This window comes from Meiothermus cerbereus, assembly GCF_051297115.1.
GTDB lineage: Bacteria > Deinococcota > Deinococci > Deinococcales > Thermaceae > Meiothermus > Meiothermus cerbereus_A.
In genome coordinates this window covers 74235-91550 of the sequence record NZ_JBEVAL010000001.1, presented here as the reverse complement: position 1 = coordinate 91550, position 17316 = coordinate 74235, and the positions used below count along the sequence as shown (strand labels likewise).

18 protein-coding genes and 2 tRNA genes are annotated in these 17316 nt (G+C 61.1%); 9 read left to right on the top strand and 11 right to left on the bottom strand.

Going from position 1 to position 17316, the window contains the following annotated elements:
• The first annotated feature begins 65 nt into the window (after positions 1–65).
• Positions 66–1382: a S41 family peptidase gene (locus ABWU19_RS00530; RefSeq protein ID WP_435899873.1), complete on the top strand. Its 1317-nt coding sequence runs from the start codon at positions 66–68 to the stop codon at positions 1380–1382.
• A 72-nt stretch (positions 1383–1454) separates the two neighbouring features.
• Positions 1455–2204 carry an ABC transporter ATP-binding protein gene (locus tag ABWU19_RS00525; RefSeq protein WP_435899845.1) on the top strand — a complete coding sequence of 250 codons (750 nt, stop codon included), beginning with the start codon at positions 1455–1457 and terminating at the stop codon, positions 2202–2204.
• Here the strand turns inward: ABWU19_RS00525 and apaG are convergent.
• The 5 genes from apaG to ABWU19_RS00500 form a co-directional block, all read right to left on the bottom strand.
• The gene (apaG, locus tag ABWU19_RS00520; protein ID WP_435899844.1) at positions 2201–2596 is read right to left on the bottom strand and encodes a Co2+/Mg2+ efflux protein ApaG; all 396 of its coding nucleotides are present in this window, start codon (positions 2594–2596) and stop codon (positions 2201–2203) included. The genes ABWU19_RS00525 and apaG overlap by 4 nt on opposite strands.
• 80 nt (positions 2597–2676) lie before the next feature.
• A complete protein-coding gene (locus ABWU19_RS00515) occupies positions 2677–3834 on the bottom strand; it encodes a class I SAM-dependent rRNA methyltransferase (protein WP_435899843.1) in 1158 nt (385 codons plus the stop codon).
• A 69-nt stretch (positions 3835–3903) separates the two neighbouring features.
• Positions 3904–3980, bottom strand: a tRNA-Ile gene (locus ABWU19_RS00510).
• Between the two features lie 35 nt (positions 3981–4015).
• On the bottom strand, positions 4016–4522 hold the full coding sequence (locus ABWU19_RS00505) for a DNA cytosine methyltransferase (protein WP_435899842.1): 507 nt from the start codon (positions 4520–4522) through the stop codon (positions 4016–4018).
• A 56-nt stretch (positions 4523–4578) separates the two neighbouring features.
• Positions 4579–5526 carry an L-threonylcarbamoyladenylate synthase gene (locus ABWU19_RS00500; protein ID WP_435899841.1) on the bottom strand — a complete coding sequence of 316 codons (948 nt, stop codon included), beginning with the start codon at positions 5524–5526 and terminating at the stop codon, positions 4579–4581.
• A gap of 152 nt (positions 5527–5678) precedes the next feature.
• On the opposite strand from ABWU19_RS00500, the gene ftsY reads away from it, so the two are divergent.
• From ftsY to ABWU19_RS00480, 4 genes are all read left to right on the top strand, one after another.
• Positions 5679–6593, top strand: a complete 915-nt coding sequence (gene ftsY, locus ABWU19_RS00495; protein ID WP_435899840.1) for a signal recognition particle-docking protein FtsY — start codon at positions 5679–5681, stop codon at positions 6591–6593.
• A gap of 259 nt (positions 6594–6852) precedes the next feature.
• Complete coding sequence (locus ABWU19_RS00490) at positions 6853–7140, top strand: hypothetical protein (RefSeq protein ID WP_435899839.1); 288 nt, start codon at positions 6853–6855, stop codon at positions 7138–7140.
• Positions 7046–7765: a hypothetical protein gene (locus ABWU19_RS00485; RefSeq protein ID WP_435899838.1), complete on the top strand. Its 720-nt coding sequence runs from the start codon at positions 7046–7048 to the stop codon at positions 7763–7765. The genes ABWU19_RS00490 and ABWU19_RS00485 overlap by 95 nt, the downstream gene beginning before the upstream one ends.
• Before the next feature lie 5 nt (positions 7766–7770).
• Entirely contained in the window at positions 7771–8196 is a 426-nt protein-coding gene (locus tag ABWU19_RS00480) for a disulfide oxidoreductase (protein ID WP_435899837.1), read from the top strand.
• A gap of 6 nt (positions 8197–8202) precedes the next feature.
• On the opposite strand, the gene ABWU19_RS00475 is transcribed toward ABWU19_RS00480, so the two are convergent.
• The 4 genes from ABWU19_RS00475 to ABWU19_RS00460 all read right to left on the bottom strand — a co-directional run bounded on the left by ABWU19_RS00475 (position 8203) and on the right by ABWU19_RS00460 (position 12327).
• On the bottom strand, positions 8203–8673 hold the full coding sequence (locus ABWU19_RS00475; protein WP_435899836.1) for a hypothetical protein: 471 nt from the start codon (positions 8671–8673) through the stop codon (positions 8203–8205).
• Positions 8674–8829: 156 nt separating this feature from the next.
• Positions 8830–10374 (bottom strand): Ig-like domain-containing protein, encoded by a 1545-nt coding sequence (locus ABWU19_RS00470; protein WP_435899835.1) that lies wholly within the window; start codon positions 10372–10374, stop codon positions 8830–8832.
• A 414-nt stretch (positions 10375–10788) separates the two neighbouring features.
• Entirely contained in the window at positions 10789–11283 is a 495-nt protein-coding gene (locus ABWU19_RS00465) for a hypothetical protein (protein ID WP_435899834.1), read from the bottom strand.
• A 129-nt stretch (positions 11284–11412) separates the two neighbouring features.
• On the bottom strand, positions 11413–12327 hold the full coding sequence (locus tag ABWU19_RS00460) for a 2-hydroxyacid dehydrogenase (RefSeq protein WP_435899833.1): 915 nt from the start codon (positions 12325–12327) through the stop codon (positions 11413–11415).
• A 105-nt stretch (positions 12328–12432) separates the two neighbouring features.
• Here ABWU19_RS00460 and fni point away from each other — a divergent pair, with 105 nt between their 5' ends.
• Positions 12433–13455 carry a type 2 isopentenyl-diphosphate Delta-isomerase gene (gene fni / locus ABWU19_RS00455; RefSeq protein WP_435899832.1) on the top strand — a complete coding sequence of 341 codons (1023 nt, stop codon included), beginning with the start codon at positions 12433–12435 and terminating at the stop codon, positions 13453–13455.
• Between the two features lie 35 nt (positions 13456–13490).
• Here the strand turns inward: fni and ABWU19_RS00450 are convergent.
• Positions 13491–13567: transfer RNA gene (locus ABWU19_RS00450), tRNA-Met, on the bottom strand.
• 140 nt (positions 13568–13707) lie between these two features.
• Here ABWU19_RS00450 and ABWU19_RS00445 point away from each other — a divergent pair.
• Both ABWU19_RS00445 and ABWU19_RS00440 read left to right on the top strand, forming a co-directional pair.
• Entirely contained in the window at positions 13708–14925 is a 1218-nt protein-coding gene (locus ABWU19_RS00445; RefSeq protein ID WP_435899831.1) for a molybdopterin molybdotransferase MoeA, read from the top strand.
• Between the two features lie 319 nt (positions 14926–15244).
• The gene (locus ABWU19_RS00440; RefSeq protein WP_435899830.1) at positions 15245–16924 is read left to right on the top strand and encodes a DEAD/DEAH box helicase; all 1680 of its coding nucleotides are present in this window, start codon (positions 15245–15247) and stop codon (positions 16922–16924) included.
• A gap of 56 nt (positions 16925–16980) precedes the next feature.
• On the opposite strand, the gene ABWU19_RS00435 is transcribed toward ABWU19_RS00440, so the two are convergent.
• Entirely contained in the window at positions 16981–17286 is a 306-nt protein-coding gene (locus ABWU19_RS00435; RefSeq protein ID WP_435899829.1) for a hypothetical protein, read from the bottom strand.
• Positions 17287–17316 lie beyond the last annotated feature (30 nt).

Below are 17316 nucleotides of genomic sequence, written 5' to 3'. Positions count from 1 at the left end.
GTCTGCGGGTGAACACTCCGCTCTCATCCATTGCCGCTACACTATAGACTTAGGTGAACGAAACCATGAAGCGCAGAGCCTGGTTAATTGTGGTAGGTGGCATTCTGGCCGCCCTGGTTTATGCCCAGCTATCCGGCGGGGCCGCCGAGGCCTTTAGCCGCAACCCCTACGGACAAGCCCTGATCCAAACCTATCAACTCCTGCAAAGCCAGTACCTGACGCGCCTCGAGCCCGAAAAGCTCAACCGCGTGCTCGAGGGCGGCATTAGGGGTATGCTGGGCGCTTTGGACGACGAATTTACCAGTTACTCGCCACCCCAGCGGGCCAGCCTACGCAACCAGGACGTGCAGGGGGAATTCTTTGGCATTGGCGCTACCCTGGCCCCCAACGAAAACGGCGGTGGCGCACGGGTGCAGGGGGTGATCCGGGGTCTACCGGCCTTCAACGCTGGCATACGGGCTGGGGACATCATCGTCGAGGTCAACGGCCAGGACGTCACCAAGCTCGACCTGAACGAAATTGTGGCCCAGATTCGGGGCCCCCAGAACACCAAGGTAACCGTTGGCGTTCGCCGTGAAGGCAGCAACGCCATCCTGCGTTTCGAGATGATCCGGCAGCGGGTAGAAATTATCTCGGTTTCCAAAACCATCCTGCCGGGCAATGTGGGCTATGTGGCACTGGAAACGTTTGGCAACGTGCGGGTAATTGAGCAACTGAATGCCGCCCTGAACGAGATGAAGCAACGGGGTGTGCAAAAGCTGGTATTCGACCTGCGCGACAACGGTGGCGGCCTGCTGGATCAGGGCTGCCAGGTGGCACGGGCTTTCATCCGCGAGGGCCCCCTCGTATATACCCGCACCCGCAATGAAACCCGGCTCTACTGTGAGGCCAACGGCCAGGTTACCTGGAGCGGCCCCATGGTGGTGCTGATTAACGGCAACTCGGCCTCGGCCTCGGAGATTGTGGCGGGGGCCATGCAGGACACCGGGCGGGCCAAGGTCATCGGCGAAACCTCGTTTGGTAAGGGTGTGGGGCAGAACGTCATCGACCTTCCCAACGGGGGCGACCTGACCCTGGTCACCTTCGAGTGGCTCACCCCCAAGCGCCGCGGCATCAACAAGCAGGGCATCAAGCCCGACATCGAGGTCAAGGACACCCGCTTCGAAGTTCCGGTGGCCTTCGAGGGCACCGGGGCCAAGCCTGGGGAGACCGTGACCATCACCATTGGCGGCCAGACCTTCACCGCCAAGGCCGACGCCCAGGGCAAGTTCAGCTTTAGCCAGCCCCGCCCGGCAGTGAACCTGCCTGCCGAACGCGGCCAGGCCGAGGTAGACCTGAACAAAGACGCCATCCTGCGCCGGGCCCTGGAAGAACTCAAGTAAAAGCCCTCAGGCCAAAAGCTCAAAGTCGGCTTTTTCACCGTTGCTTTGGGCCTTTGGCCTTAGGCTTTAATCATGGCGATGATCTGTCTGGAAGACCTCAGCAAGCGCTATGGGCAGTTTGTGGCCCTGGACGGCTTGAACCTCGAGGTACGCCCTGGCGAAACCCTGGCCCTCTTGGGGCCCAACGGGGCAGGCAAAAGCACCGCCATCAAGGCCCTGGTGGGGTTGCTGCGGCCCAGCCGGGGTCGGGCGTTGGTGGGTGGGGTGGATGTGTGGAAAGAGCCTGTGCGGGCCAAGGCCCAGTTTGGTTACGTGCCCGACCGACCCTACCTGTATGGCAAACTATCGGGCCTCGAGCTTCTGCGCTTTGCCGCTGGGGTGTACCGGCTACCCAGGGCCAGGGCCGAAGCCCGCATCGAGGAGCTGCTGGTGCAGTTTCGCCTCGAGCGCTTCGCTTCTTCCCTTATTGAAACCTACTCGCACGGTATGCGGCAAAAACTATCGCTGGCCATGAGCCTCCTGCACACCCCCCAGGCCCTCATCCTGGACGAGCCGATGGTGGGGCTCGACCCCCACGCCACCCGGCTGGTCAAAGGCCTGCTGCGCGAGTATTCCAAGGATGGGCGGGCGGTGCTGTACGCCACCCACCAGCTCCACCTGGCCGAGCAGGTCGCCGACCGCGTCGCGCTGGTGCATCGGGGCCGCCTGCTGGCCCTGGGTTCCCCCAGAGAACTCCTGCATCAACACGGCTCTGCCGACCTGGAGGAGTTTTTCCTGCGCCTCACAGAGGATGCCAGCGAAGCCCAAACCGCACTGGTCTAGTTCAGGGTGCGGGAACCGGCTTCTGGCAGGCGCAGGGCAAAAGCCGGAATTTCGACGCGAAACAGCTCGCCCAGCATGTTCTGGAAGGTATAAAAACCCTGCATCGAGCCGGGTGGGTGGGCAATGGAGCAAAAACTGTTGTACTGGTAGACCTGTCCGGGCTCGAGGATGGGTTTTTCGCCCACCACCCCCTCGCCCTCCACGTGTCCTACCTCACCGTTGCCATCGTGGATGAACCACTCACGGCGCAGGAGCTGCACGGTTTCCTGGCCCCGATTTTCCAGGGTGATGAAATAGACAAACACATGCTGCCCCGGCCTCGAGTGCTGCTCGGCATAGACCACCTCTACCTCGATGTGAATATCGTTGCGGATAGGCAGGTGCTGTGGCACCTTATAAGCATATCGCGGTTTCTTGCAAACCCCACCCGCGCTGTATAACCCATCCGAAGTATTTCTGATGGGCAACCACGCTACAGCGGGTCGTCCTGAAAGACGACCGTCTTCAGGTACAGCGACTCCGGCACATGCAGGCTCCAGGGGTGATCGGGCGGGTTGTAGTGGATGGCATCTACCCGCAGCCGGCGGCCTTCGTCGGCAGCGGCCCGGCGGGTCACCTCGAGCAGCGCATCCACCCCCAGGTAGTACGCACAGCTCGAGAGCCACAGCCACCCCTCGCGATCCAGCAGGCGCAGGGCCGGTCGGAGCAAGTCCACCAGGAGCCTTTTGACCCGCGGCAGTTCGTCGGGCTTTTTGACCAGGGTGGGCGGGTCAAGCAACACATGCTGGAAAGGCGCGGTCTTGCTTCGGGCCAGGTTTTCCAGAACCGCAAGCGCATCGCCCTGGCGTATGTCCACCCGCCAACCCTGCAAGGAAGCTGCCCGATCCAGCACCGCCAGGGCGTCCAGGTCTTTATCCACGGCCAGGGCATAGGCCCCCTTGCGCGCAGCCCGCAGGGCAAAAGCCCCCACGTAGCTGTACACGTCCAGCACCCGCTCGCCCGGCTGAATCATCTGCTCGAGCCGCCTACGGTTCTCCCGCTGATCGAGGTAGTAACCGGTTTTTTGGGCCAGGGCCAGCGGAATGGGAAAAATCAGTCCGTCCTCCCGCACTTCCAGCACCGGCGGCACCTGGCCATACAGAACACCCACCTGCTCGGGCAGACCTTCCTGGCGACGGCTATCCACATCGGAACGCTCGTAAATACCCGCTGGCTGCGCCACTTCGATCAGGGCGGGCAGCCAGCTTTCCCGCAGGGCTTCCATGGCCCGGTTGCGCACCTGCACCACCAGCACCCCCCCAAAGCGATCCACCACCAGCCCCGGCAGCCCGTCGGCCTCGGCGTGCACCAGGCGATAAAAATCCCCCAGTTGAGCCCGCTTTTGCTGGGCCCGCCCGAAGCGCTGCTGAAAAAATTTTTTGTCCAGCGGGCCGTCCTCGAAGCGGTAAACCCGTACCGCCACGCGGCTTTTGGGGTCGTAGTAGCCAACGCCCAAAAAACTATTCTCGTCGGAAAATACCTGTACGACCCCCGCCTGTTTGGGCACCTCGGCCAGTTCGTCGGCGAACAGACCAGGGTAAAAGTTGCGTATTTTTTTGTCTTTACCTGCCTTGGTGATTACCCGGTTCACCGGCTCCCCCAAATCGTAAGTCCCGGCAGAAAGCCAGGACTTTCAACAAGATACTGCTTGCCAGAAAACTGGTGGGCCGTGCAGGACTTGAACCCGCGACCTGGCGATTATGAGTCGCTTGCTCTGACCAACTGAGCTAACGGCCCCCAAGCAGGTAGTCTAGCGGGTTTGGCCGATTTGCTCAACGCGGGGGGGGCGGATGCCTGTCCTGGCCGGTGAGCTGGTCCTCGAGCTCGCCGATATAAGCAGCCAGGGTATTCCCGGCCTTCTCGATATCTTCGCGCAGCTCGTGCTCTACCCGGTCGATCCGCTCGACGATCTCCTGTAACCGGGCCTCGAGCCCCGCCGGGCTTTGGGCCTTGATGTTGGCCAGCTCGCCCTCGAGCCACTTTTTTAGCTCCGAGAAGCGGCTGGCCTCGGCCTCGTCGGCCAGCTTTCGGGTCGCCAGCAGTTCGCGGGCGTACCGCTTAACCTCGAGCAAAGCCGCGGTCTCGAGCCCCACCGTGTACATGAAATAGATCATCACCAACACCGCCATAATCGAGAGCATCAGGATGCCAAACGGCGCGGTGACCTGGGTAAAAATCAGCGAGAGTGTCTTCTGCTCGCTAAAGACAGCCCAGTTGCGCCAGGCAAAAAGCGCCATCACGACAACTAAAACCAATAGGAAAACATTTCGCCCTCGCATCTTTAGCCTCAAACGATTATATCCTTGTCCTGCCTGAATCAAGCCAGGTCGGGGCTTCAGGCCGAAGCCCGACGAAGCCGATCCATAATAGCCCTTCCCAAGCCCACTTCGGGTATCGGTTCGGCATAAATGGCCTCCAGGCCCAGCCGGTCGAGCTGGTGCAGAGCCTCGAACAGATGTGCAGCGGCTTCCAGCAGATTACCAGTAGGGGACAAAACCTTCACCACCTTGAACCCCTTGGGCACCTCGCGGAAGGCCAGGTAGCCCACCCGTTTACGCAGGGCCAGTGGAACCTCTTCTGGCGCAGCTATGCGTATGGGTGTGCGGGGGGCGTAGTGCTGGGGAAGCTGGCCCGGAACCAAGGGCTTTTCGTGCGCCTCCACCTGCAGCATCACCGGGCCCAGCACCCGCTCCAGCTCTTCCAGCGGCACCGCCCCATGGCGCAGCAAGACCGGCTTTTCGGCCAGCAGCACAATGGTAGACTCCACCCCAAAAAGGGTGGAACCCCCGTCCAGAATCAGGTCTACCCGATGGCCCAGCATGCGCTCGACATGCTCGGCCCGGGTGGGGCTCAGGTAGCCAAAGGGGTTTGCGCTCGGTGCGGCTATCGGCACCCCGGCCTTTCGAATTAGCGCCTGGGCCACCGGGTGAGCCGGCATCCGCACGGCCACTGTGGGCAGCCCTGCGGTAACGATGCCGGGTACCGCTTCCGACTTGGGCAGCACCAGGGTAAGGGGGCCAGGCCAGAAACGCGCCATGAGCTTCTCGGCCACCGGCGGAACTTCCCGCACCACCTGCTGCAACATGTCTCGGTCGGATATGTGAACGATTAGCGGGTCAAAGCTGGGGCGCTGTTTGGCCTCGAAAATTTTAGCCACAGCGGTCGCGTCTAAGGCGTTGGCCCCCAGTCCATAAACCGTCTCGGTAGGAAAGGCCACCAGCCCGCCGCTGCGAATAATCTGGGCGGCGCGCTCGAGGTTTTCGGGGGTGGGCGGTACAACCATAACAACCTGCACATCATAGCAGAGCCGGTACAGCCCAATCCCATCTCATCGCGTTTCCACAATTACGCCGCACGCGCTGCGGCGTACTGGGGATTCGTGGGAACCGGCGCTTACACACCAGAGGGTCGCGCCCCAAAAGGTAGACTGAGAACATGAGCTGGCTACAACGCCTCAAAGAAGGCCTGAGCAAAACCCGCGATAACCTGGTCAAAGCCATCCCCTGGAACGAAAACCCCGAAGAGGTACTGGAGGAGCTCGAGTTTGCCCTGCTCGCCGCCGATGTGGGGGTCGAAGCCACCCGGGAAGTGCTGGAAGAAGTACGCCAGTCGGGCAAAAAAGACCTGCGCGAAGCCCTCAAACAAGCCCTTACGGTAGAGCTCGAGCCCGACCGCTTCCGGGCCAAAATTCGCAAAGCCGGCTTCAACCCAAACGCCAAAAAGTCCACTGTAGAACCCCAGGGCAAGGTCATCCTGATGGTAGGGGTCAATGGGGTGGGCAAGACCACCACCATTGCCAAGCTGGGCCAGTACTACCGCTCAAAGGGCAAGAGCGTGATGTTCTGTGCAGGCGACACCTTCCGGGCCGCAGGGGGTGCTCAGCTGGGGCTGTGGGGTGAACGGCTGGGCATCCCGGTAATCCAGGGCCCCGAAGGCTCCGACCCCGCTGCGCTGGCCTTCGACGCTGCCTCGGCCCGCAAAGCCCGGGGAGTCGACCTGCTCCTGGTAGACACCGCCGGGCGGCTACACACCAAGCACAACCTGATGGAAGAGCTGGCCAAGGTCAAGCGCTCCATCGCCAAGGCCGACCCTGGCGAGCCAGGCGAGGTCTGGCTGGTGCTGGATGCCGTCACCGGGCAGAATGGCCTCGAGCAGGCCAAAAAATTCCACGAAACCGTGGGCCTGACCGGGGTGATTGTGACCAAGCTCGACGGTACGGCCAAAGGGGGCATTCTGGTGCCCATCGTGCGCGAGCTGGGCGTGCCCATCAAGTTTATTGGCGTGGGCGAGAAAGCCGACGACCTTCAGCCGTTTGATGCAGGCGAGTTTGTCGAGGCCTTGTTAGAATAGAGGAACCGTGAGTTGGCGAGATAGTGCTAAAAGTAACCGTGGGCAACGCACCTTGGCCAAATCGGATTGGCCGCTGTTCGAGTGCCTCATCAACCAGGATTGGAAAGACCCTACGTCTTTATGTCAAATTCTGGTGGCTCGGAAATCCGCGCAAGGCGAGATCGCCTTTAGCTTTTTTTTGGTAGATTTGGCCTGTCTTGGAGTAAAAAACGCGGGCTATGGGCGTGGGGCTTGGCAATACGAACAGATCAAAGAAGCGATGGGTTCGACCCAAGACATGGTTCCTTGTTCGCTCGACCTGGCCGCAAAAGTGCTTTCCGAGGCCATCTTGTATGCAAAACGCTGGGGTTTTGAACCCCACAAAGATTATGCTAAAGCCAAGGAGTTGCTCAAAGGAGCCAACCCCATAGATACACCCATCCCAACCGGTGGCCCCACTGGCAAACCGTTTTATGTGGCTGGGCCCCGCGATAACATCAAGCGCATCATCGCTATGCTCAACCGTACCGCCGGAGAGGGCAACTACGACTTCCTACTCCCTCTGTAATCTTTATTTTCCCCTGGCCTCGCCACAGCATTCCGGCGAGGTAGCGGGTATTCCCTATCTGCTCCAGCCCAACTTTCCTCTGCTTCTTACCAACACCGCCTTTGGCTACGCTGAGGCCGTCCAGAAGGAGCTCGAGGCTCGTTTTCAGGCCATAGGAGCACCCCCGGCCTTCACCGTGCTCGAGGGCGACGTCCCCTCTGCACTGCACGCGCTGGGCTACCGGCCGTCGGCCACATTCGAGCTGTGCCAGTCCCACCCCAGCCACCGGGCTTTCTGGAGCGAGCAAGTGCCCTGGTCGGAAGCCTGGTCCATCGCGCGCATCCTAACCGAGGCCTACCAGGTTCCCCAGTGGCGCTTTCCTGTTTCTCAGCGGATTGGAAAGCTGTTACAAGACCCCGGCGGCCAGGCCTTTGTGGCCTATCTGTATGGCGAGGGGGTAGGGGCCATCCTTGTTTACCGGGGTGTTGGTCTCCTGGCGGGTGTGGTGCCCAGGCGGTGGGGTCATGGGGTAGGGGCTGCCCTGATAGGCCGCATTGACCCAAGGCCCTTCTTGCGTCTGGCAGGAACCGCAGCCGAATTTCCGGGTCGAGTGCTAAGCCGCTTCATACGTTACAGCTTAGAATAAGCCCAATGCAGACCTCGTCTTCTTCCACGCCTGATCGTAACGCCCTGCTGCTGGCTTTTGCCTGGCTGGTAGCGCTGGTCGCCACCCTCGGTAGCCTTTACTACTCGGAGGTGCGCAGCTTCATCCCCTGCACCCTGTGCTGGTACCAGCGCATCGCCATGTATCCCCTGGTGTTCATGTTGGGCATCGCCACCTGGCGCAACGACGCCCAGATCCGGCCCTATGCCCTCACCCTGTCGCTTTTGGGGCTGTTCTGGAGCAGCTATCACCTTTTGGAGCAGTGGGTTCCTGGGGTAGCCCCCAGCGTCTGCAAAGGCCCCATTCCCTGCAACGTGGAATACATTCCCAGCTTCCCCATTCCGCTGCAGGCCGCAATCGCTTTCTTGCTTATCTCGGTAGCCCTGTTTTTGGTGCGCCCGGCCCGGCGGTAGTATCGGCTAGGCCCTTCTGCGTACCCAGCGGGGAACCCCGAGGGTGCAAAACAGGGCCACGCCAAAGGGCAGGGTCAGGGTTAGTGCCAGGAAGGGGTCAAATAGCCCCAGCAACGCACCTGCGCCCATTAGAACCAGCACGGCAAAGGCAAAAGCCCGGTGCCCCTTAAGCTCCAGACGCTGGAACAGGTTTCCTCGAGCCCCCGTGGGGTTCTGGCTCATGGCTTTGCTCAGGCCCAGCATGGCATACCAGGCCAAAAGCAGCATGACCGAAATCACCAGCAAGGCATCGCGCCAGGAGCCCACCGTCTGCACCAGCAGCACATACAGCACCTGGGTGGCCGCAGTAAAGCCCAGGTTGATGCGGCTTTGCAAACGGTTCTGGGCCTGGCTCAGGCTTACCTCTGCCGAGACCACCAGGGCTAAGGCCCAGGCCCCCACCGCAAAGACCAGGGCCAGCAGCAGGTCAATAGCCATCGGTCACCACGTTTTGCAGGGGCTCGCCGCGCAGGGCCACCTGTTCACGCGCCAGCTTTACTCGATACAAGGCAGGCTCGAGGGAAATAAGCTTGGTCATTGCCAAAATTTACAGGCGGGGGCCCCAATAAGGGAGACCCCCGCCGCATATAAGTTCTACGGCCTGGTCACCGCCACCGGACCACCTGAGGCAAAGCCCTGAATCCCAGTCCCATCCTCAAACACCACCAGCAAATCCCAGGCGCCCACATCCTGATCCGAGAAGGCACGGGAGAAGCTAAGCGAAGCCCCCGAACCCGAGCGGCCTTCCACAACCTTCCCGTCTTTGCGCAGAAGTGCAGTGTAGCGAACCGCAGAGGAGAAGCTCACCGTCCAGGAAGCAGTCCCCGGAACAACGATCGTGGAGGGGCTAGCCGAAATAGTAGCGGTCGGTACGGGCCCAGCCCCCCGGTTGACCGTTACATTGAACTCCTGAATGTTGCGCAGGCTGCGATCCGCCGCGTCTATACCTACCACCCGCAGGCAGTAACCCCCGTTCGCTATGAAGGGATAAGCATCCAGGGGGATGGTCATGAAGAAGAGTCCGTATGGCCCGGCTTCGTAGCGGAGGAGGTAGTTTTCCTGCGAGGGGTTCTGGCAGGTGCCCCCAATGAGCCGCACCTCCACTGCATGAACCCGACCAGAGTCGTCGGTAACGTCACCCACCAAGTAGAGGAACCCACCAGGCAGAATGGTTCCATCTCTGGGCTGGTAGATCACCAGGGCAGGTGGCAGGTTGGAGTTGGTCTTCACCTCCACCATCCGCTCCTGGTAGAGGCGGAAGGAAGCCCCGTTAACCACCACAAAGCCCTCTACCACCAGGCGGTAGGTGTCGTTGGCAACGTTGCCAAGGTCAAAGGCGGCTTCCGCCACACTGTCTACGTTGTCCGAAGGTTGAGCGCCATTCACCAGGAGGGGCTTCTCCTGCACCAATCTCCCCCGGTAATCGTAAACCCTAGCCCAGAGGTTATTCCCGCTGGTAGGCTGCCAGGTGAAACTGGTTTGCTGTCTGGTGACACTTGCCCTGGCCGTAAACTGCACCCCCACCGCAACATCTGCCTGAGGAAGCAAGATAGAGAGCAGCGGCGGCACACCCTGGTTCCGCACGTTCACGGTAATCTCAGCAGGGTTGCTGCTGTTGCCCGCGGTATCTGTTGCTACCGCCATCAGCACCACTGGACCATCTGTCACGGTTGTGGAATCCCAGTCCAGCTCGTACGGAGCCTGGCTAAGGATGCTCAGGAGCGTACCCCCTGCAAACACGCGTACTTCCTGCACCGCCTGGTTGTCCAGAACCCGCAGGCGAAGCGTAGTACTACCCGCTACGTTCTGGTTGTCCAGCGGATCAAGCCAGGTCACCGTTGGTTTCACCAGGTCGGGGTTATTAACTGTAAAACTCCTCGAGGCCACACCCTGGCTCCCCGAATCCCCTACCGCTACCGCCTGAATCACAAGGGGGCCGTTGGCAAAACCAGCGGTGTCCCAGGTGAAGTCCCAGAACATGCCATCCGAACTCGTCGCATCTCCCAAGAAGCTGGTAACTCCGCCTTTATCTGCTAAGAAGAACACCTTGCTCACCCTTCGGGGCTGATCCTGGGCATCAATACGGAGCTTCACCTGACCACTAACCTCGGCGTTGGCCGACGGAGCCACCCAGGACACCTGGACAGACTGGACGTTCGCCGTTGGGTCATAAACAAATGTGAGAGGGTCGCTCTCTTTGGAATAAGCACCAGATACGGCTGTGGCCTTCAGGGTGTATTGTCCAGGAACTAGCGTCCCTGGAAGCTCACCTTTCCAAAAGCCCCGCTGCTGGGTAAGGGAGATGGTTCCTGATGCCCCTCCTTGAGCCTGATATTCAACTTCTACCCTGTCCACCCTAGGGGCCCCGGTGAGGGAAACACGGGCTTCTACCACGCGGCTATTGGTAACCTGATCTCGTTGAGGAGACGTGATAGAAACCGAAAGCTGCACATTGCCTTGGTTAGCCAAAGAGGCATCTCTCCAGGAATTACAAGCAGCAAGGCTCAGTAAGCCAAACAAAATGAGGATAAGCCGACCATGCTCCCACATAGTTCACCTCAAGGGGTACTTAATCTGATGTTCCTGAACCCAGCCCACTTCGGTTCCATTTGAAGTTCTGGCATACCAAGTAATCCGCATTCGCCAGTTAACAGGGGCTCCCTGGCTCAGGTGCTCCTCGGCTGCGGCCCCATCCAGACCAAAAGTGAAAGGTTCGGAATTTTTAGAAATGTAGTTAATTCGACCCCCCACTTCTTCCCTTCCCGCAGGAATCTCAACATTCACAGAGCCACTTCCCCAAAAAACTTCGTATCCAGAATCGTCGACCACCGCGTAAGTGTAGCGCTCTAAATGCCCACCTGGAGCACCAGGGGAGGCCTGAACAAAGGCGTTGTTCTTCACGACATTAACCTTGCCCTGATCGTCCGCTTCATAGCCCACCTGGGCCGGTTCCAAAACGACCCTGTAAGGTTGTTGAAAAAAAACATCTGAGCATGCAGAAAGTGCAAGTACCAGCAGCAATCCTACAAAAAGCCTGGGCTCTTTCATCTATCTCACCTCTCCACTTGGGGTTTAGTATAAGACACCTACCTTGTAAATCGAGTGCGATTTGAACATAGCGCATCTCCAAAAGCCAGCAATAGGCGTGTCTTCAAGACCACCAGGGCCAGCAGCAGGTCAATAGCCATCGGTCACCACGTTTTGCAGGGGCTCGCCGCGCAGGTAGCGGGCCACCTGCTCGCGCACCAGCCGAAAGCCCCGCTCGAAAAGCCTGGGGGTCGAGCCGGCGATGTGGGGGGTCAGAAACACCTCCGGCAGCGACCACAGCGGGTGTCCTTCGGGCAGGGGTTCGGGGTCGGTGACGTCGGTAACCAACCGCACCTGCCGGGCCCGGATGGCCTCCACCAGGGCCTCCTGGTCTACGGTTTTACCGCGCCCCGCGTTCACGAATAGCACGCCCGGCTTCATCTGGGCAAAGTGAACGGCCCCAATCAGCCTGTCGGTCTCTTGGGTGTGGGGCAGCAGGTTTACAACCACGTCGGCTTTGGGCAGCAAATGGGGCAGGTCGGCCCAGGTGTGTACCCCCTCGCGGGCCGTGCGGGCTACCCGGACAAACTCCACCTCGAAGGGGGCCAGGCGTTTTTCGGTGGCCCGGGCGATGGAACCATAGCCTAAAAAAAGTACCGTGGCGCCCTCGAGGTCATCCACCCAGCGGTAGGCCCAGCGTTGTTCCCGCTGGGCATCGCGGAACTCGGGGAAGCGCTTAACAGCACCCAGTATGGCCGCCACAATCCACTCCGAGACCGGTACGTCGTGCACGCCGGCCGCATCGCACAGCACCAGACCGGGGGGCAGGTGGGGCAGGATCCAGTCCACCCCCGCCGTGAGGGTCTGCACCACCCTGAGGTGCTTGAGCTTGGGCAGCTCGGCAAAAAAGCGCCGGGCCCCGCCCCCATAGGGCGCTACCGCAAACTCGGCCTGAAGGGCTTTCTCCGACAATGGCCCCTCCTTCGGTAAAAAAGCCACCTCGACCCCTTCCGGAAAGCCCTGTAAAAGCCGGGGCTCCACCGCTTCGGAAACCAGTAAAATCATCGGGATTACTATATCGCGGGCCCAAACTTTTTCTCCAGGCACTTCAGAGTTGGTGTCTGCTGGGCACTGTCCGCTATAGCCCAGGCCTGTACAATCGGTTTGGCCGTGAACGATGCATCCGAGATTCAAACCCGCAAGCGCAAGCACTTGGAGGTCTGCCTCCAGGAGCCCGTGGAATACACCCGGCTCACCACCGGGCTCGAGCGCTACCGCCTGCGCTACCGGGCCCTGCCCGAGCTGGCCCTGGAAGATGTGGACTTATCCACCCCGTTTCTGGGCAAAACCCTGAAGGCACCCTTTCTGATTGGGGCCATGACCGGGGGTGAGGCGCACGGGGGACGCATCAACCGCGCCCTGGCCCAGGCCGCCGAACAGCTGGGGGTCGGCATGATGCTGGGCAGCCAGCGGGTCATGCTCGAGCGCCCCCAGGCCCAAAGCAGCTTTCAGGTGCGTGAGGTAGCTCCCAGTACCTTGCTCATCGGCAATCTGGGGCTGGTTCAGCTCAACAAGGGCTATGGCCCTTCGCACTTGAAGCAGGCAGTCGAGTTGGTACAAGCCGACGCCATCGCCCTACACATCAATCCCCTGCAAGAAGCCCTTCAGGTAGGGGGGGACACCAACTTTGGGGGTCTGCTGGACAAGCTGCATGGCCTGCTTCCCCAGGTACCCTTCCCGGTCATTCTCAAGGAAGTAGGACACGGAATTGGGCGTGAAATCGCCCAACATCTGGCAAATCTGCCATTCGCGGCATTGGATGTGGCAGGAGCGGGTGGAACCAGTTGGGCCAGGGTAGAGGAACTGGTGCATCACGGGCGCATTCTGCACCCCGAGCTGGTGGAAATTGGCATACCCACCGCCCAGGCCCTGGTGGAATGCCGCAGTGTGCTGCCCCACAAACCCCTGGTTGCCTCGGGAGGCATCCGCAGCGGCACCGACGCCGCCAAGGCCCTGGCCCTGGGCGCACAGGTGGTGGCGGTGGCCCGGCCTTTGGTAGAACCCGCCCTCAAAGGCCCCGAAGCGGTAGTGGACTGGATACAGAATTTTTTACACGAGCTGCGGGTGGCCCTATTCGCCATCGGGGCCCGTACCCCTGCTGAAGCCTTGAGTCGTATCGAAAAAGTGCAGTAAAAAACCCCCCGATTAGCGGGGGGCTTCTTGGGTTTTGGTTGCGGGGATAGGATTTGAACCTATGACCTTCGGGTTATGAGCCCGACGAGCTACCAGACTGCTCCACCCCGCGAGGGCGGCTGCATGTGACAGCTTTTACATATTAGCCGGAGAAGCCCGTTTGGTCAAGATGTCCCCAGACCGCGGGAAACACCTCCTACCAGGTCATTGGGAGCAGCGAGCACATCCACAGACTGGGATAGGATAAGGGCTATGAAGCAGAACCTGACGGTCGAAGATGCTCTGGAAATCGTATTACAGGGGGCCAGACCCCTACAGAACATTGAACACCTGCCGCTGGCAGCAAGTTATGGTGCGGTTTTGGGTGAAGACCTGCGCTCCAGGGTTAGTCACCCCTCTGCCAATGATACCGCTGTAGACGGTTATGCCTGCCTCGAGGCCGACACTCGCAGTGCCTCCCTGGGCAACCCGGTTCGGCTCAAGGTAATAGGGCAATCCCCCGCAGGTAAGCCTTTTGCCGGGAAAGTTGGGCCTGGCGAGGCTGTGCAGGTATTTACCGGAGCCCCCATCCCGGAAGGGGCCAATGCAGTGATTCGGGTGGAGGACACCCTGCGCGAAGGCGATTTTGTCTGGCTGATGAAGCCCGCCTCGGCAGCGGACATTCGCCACCAGGGCGATGATCTGATAGAGGGGCAAACCTACCTGCGCAAAGGCGACCTGCTCACGCCAGGGCGGGTAGGGCTGGCCGCTGCCATGGGCTACGCCACCGTGCCGGTGGTTCGGCGGCCTCGAGTGGGCATTCTGTCTACCGGAGACGAGGTGGTCGAGCCAGGAGAAGCCCTGCCTTATGGTGGGGTCTACAACTCCAACAGCTACTCGGTGGCGGGCCTGGTGGTTGAGGCGGGCGGCGAGCCCATCATCCTGCCAAAGGCCCCGGATAGTGTGGAAGGCTTGCGTACCCAGCTCCAGCGGGCCGGGAGGCTCGACCTGCTCCTTACTACCGGTGGGGTTTCGATGGGGGAGTATGACATCGTGCGGCGGATGCTCGAGCTCGAGGGCGAAATTCACTTCTGGAAGGTCAAAATACAGCCCGGCGGCCCTCTTTTGTTTGCAACCTGGAACGGGCTGCCCCTGATGGGCCTGCCCGGCAACCCCGTATCGGCCATGGTAACGTTTTTACTTTTTGGGCGGCCTTTTCTCTACCGGCTATTGGGACGCACCGACCCCCCCCTCAGCCGGGTCAGGGCCGTGGCCGATACCCCTTTTGAGGCCAACCCCACCCGCCGCGCCTACCGCCGGGCGGTGCTGCGCTGGGCCGAGGATCACTACCGCGTAGCCAGCACTGGTAGCCAGTCCAGTGCGGTGCTCCATTCGATGGCGCTGGGCAACGCGTTGGTGGTGCTCGAGGCCGGGCTTTCGGCAAAGCAGGGCCAGACGGTCGAGGTGATTCCCTTTCCAGGAGCGCTTTAGGGCCTGGCGGCCTCGCCAATACCAGGGCTACCCTACAGCCAGTTCACAGTAAAACCATTTACTCGGCGTGGGCATACCCGCTTTTAGGCCTTGCTTGACAAAACCCGCTTGATCCGCCACACTGCAAGGGTTGCGCTTACTTTCCGCAGGGTGCGGCCAAGCGCATGGTTCACCAAAGCCGTACATCCTACACCTCCGTACAGTCTGGACATTCAGTTCTTTCTGGGATGAGCGGCTCGAACCCTATGGGGTTGGATTCGCCCAAGCGCTTTGCGCCCCGGTGGCTTTTCAGCCCACACCCAAAAAGGACGTTTGAGATATGGAATTTTCAGCATTTCCGTTAAGGCCTGAAGTAGCTCAGGCCATCCAGGCTAAAGGTTTCTCCACCGCCACCCCCATCCAGGGAGCGGCCATCCCGCTGGCCCTCGAGGGCAAAGACGTGCTGGGCCAGGCCCGCACCGGCACCGGCAAAACCCTGGCCTTTGGCATTCCCATCGCCAACCGCCTGGATGCCGCCCGCGAGCGCGGGCGCGCCCCCAGGGCTTTTGTGCTCACCCCCACCCGTGAACTGGCCCTGCAGGTGGCCAAAGAGTTGGAGTGGCTGGCCCCTCACCTCTCCATCACCCCCATCTACGGCGGCACCGGCTACGGCAAGCAGGCCGAAGCCCTCAAGCGCGGCACCGACGTGGTAGTAGCCACCCCAGGCCGGGCCATTGACTACCTCGAGCAGCGCGTGCTCGACCTTTCCAAAGTAGAAATCGTAGTGCTCGACGAGGCCGACGAGATGCTCTCGATGGGCTTTGAAGAAGCCGTCGAGCAGCTGCTGGAGGCCACCCCGCCCACCCGTCAGACGCTGTTGTTCTCGGCCACCCTGCCCACCTGGGCGCGCCGCCTCTCGGAGCGCTACCAAAGAACCGCCATTCACATCAACGTAATCAAGGATGAGGCCATCTCCTACGAGGAAGTAGCGATTCAGGCACCCATTCAAAACCGGCTTTCGGTGCTGTCGGATCTGCTCTTTGCCTACGCCCCCGAGCGCACCATTGTCTTTACCAGCACCAAGGCCGAGTGCAACGACCTGGCCCTGGGCCTGGAGAGCCGCGCCCACAGCGCAGCGCCCATCCATGGCGACATGGGCCAGATTGACCGGGAGCGCGTAATGGAGCGCTTCCGCAGCGGAGCCGTGAGTGTCCTGGTGGCTACCGATGTAGCAGCCCGCGGGCTGGACATCCCCGAAGTAGACCTGGTGGTGCACTACCGCCTGCCCGACCAAAACGAATCGTACCTGCACCGCTCGGGCCGTACCGGACGGGCGGGGCGCTCGGGCAAAGTGGTGATTCTGTACGGCCCCCGCGAAAAGCGCGAGCTAGAAAACCTCGAACGCGAGGTCAAGCGCACCTTCAAGCGGGTTAACCCGCCCACCCCCGAAGAGGTCATGTCGGCCAAGTGGGCTGTGCTGGCCCGCCGCATCGCCAAACAGCCCGAGGCCGACAAGAAGCTCTGGCGTGAGCAGGCCGAGCGCCTAATCGCCGAAGGCGGCGTGGATGCCGTAGCCGGGATGCTGGCCCTGATTCTGGGCGGAGCCCCCACCCCCAAAAGCCTGATTACCGGGGAAGAGAACTGGGTCACAGTTAAGCTATCCGGTACCCGCCTCAGCGTGAACCGGGCCGTAGCGGTCCTGAAGGGCGCTGGAGCAGGCGAAATTGGCCGCGTCCGCCTCGAGGGCGAGGTGGCAGCATACGTCGATATCCGCCCTGAAGACCTGGGCAAACTCGATCACTCGGCCCTGCGCGACCTGCGCCTGAGCAAAGCCAGCGAGGTTCCAGCCGAGGCCCGCCAATCCGAACGCCAGGGGCAGGGCTTTGGCCGCAGTCAGGGCAAGCGTCAAAGTCAGGGCCGCCGCGAAGGCAGCGGTCAGCGCCACGGCCAGGGTGAGCGTCGCTTTGAAGGCCCTGAAGAGCGCCGTGAGGGCGAACGCAAGCGGGTGGTATACCGCTAAATCCCGCCCGGCTTCACACCAGCAAAAGCCCCCTCGCTCGAGGGGGCTTTTTTGCATCAGGCTTGCAAGCGGGGATGGCGCTTCCGGGTCAGCAACCAGATTCCAGCCACCAGCAGCAATAAAGGCAGCCCCCATTGCAGCAAGAAACCCAGCAAGCCTGCTGCCACGCCTATGGCGCTGCCCACCACCCCCAGCACCAGGCCCAAAACCAGCAACACCAGCAGCAGCGGGAACAGCAACACACCCAGCACGGCCAGCACCGGCAGGGCCGCAATCGCCAGCACAACCCCCAGTATCGGCCCCAACAAACCCGTGACCAGCAGGAGCGCCAGAATTACCAGCAACCACCCGAGCAGTTCCATGCCTCGAGGGTAGCGCACCTGGGGGTGGGG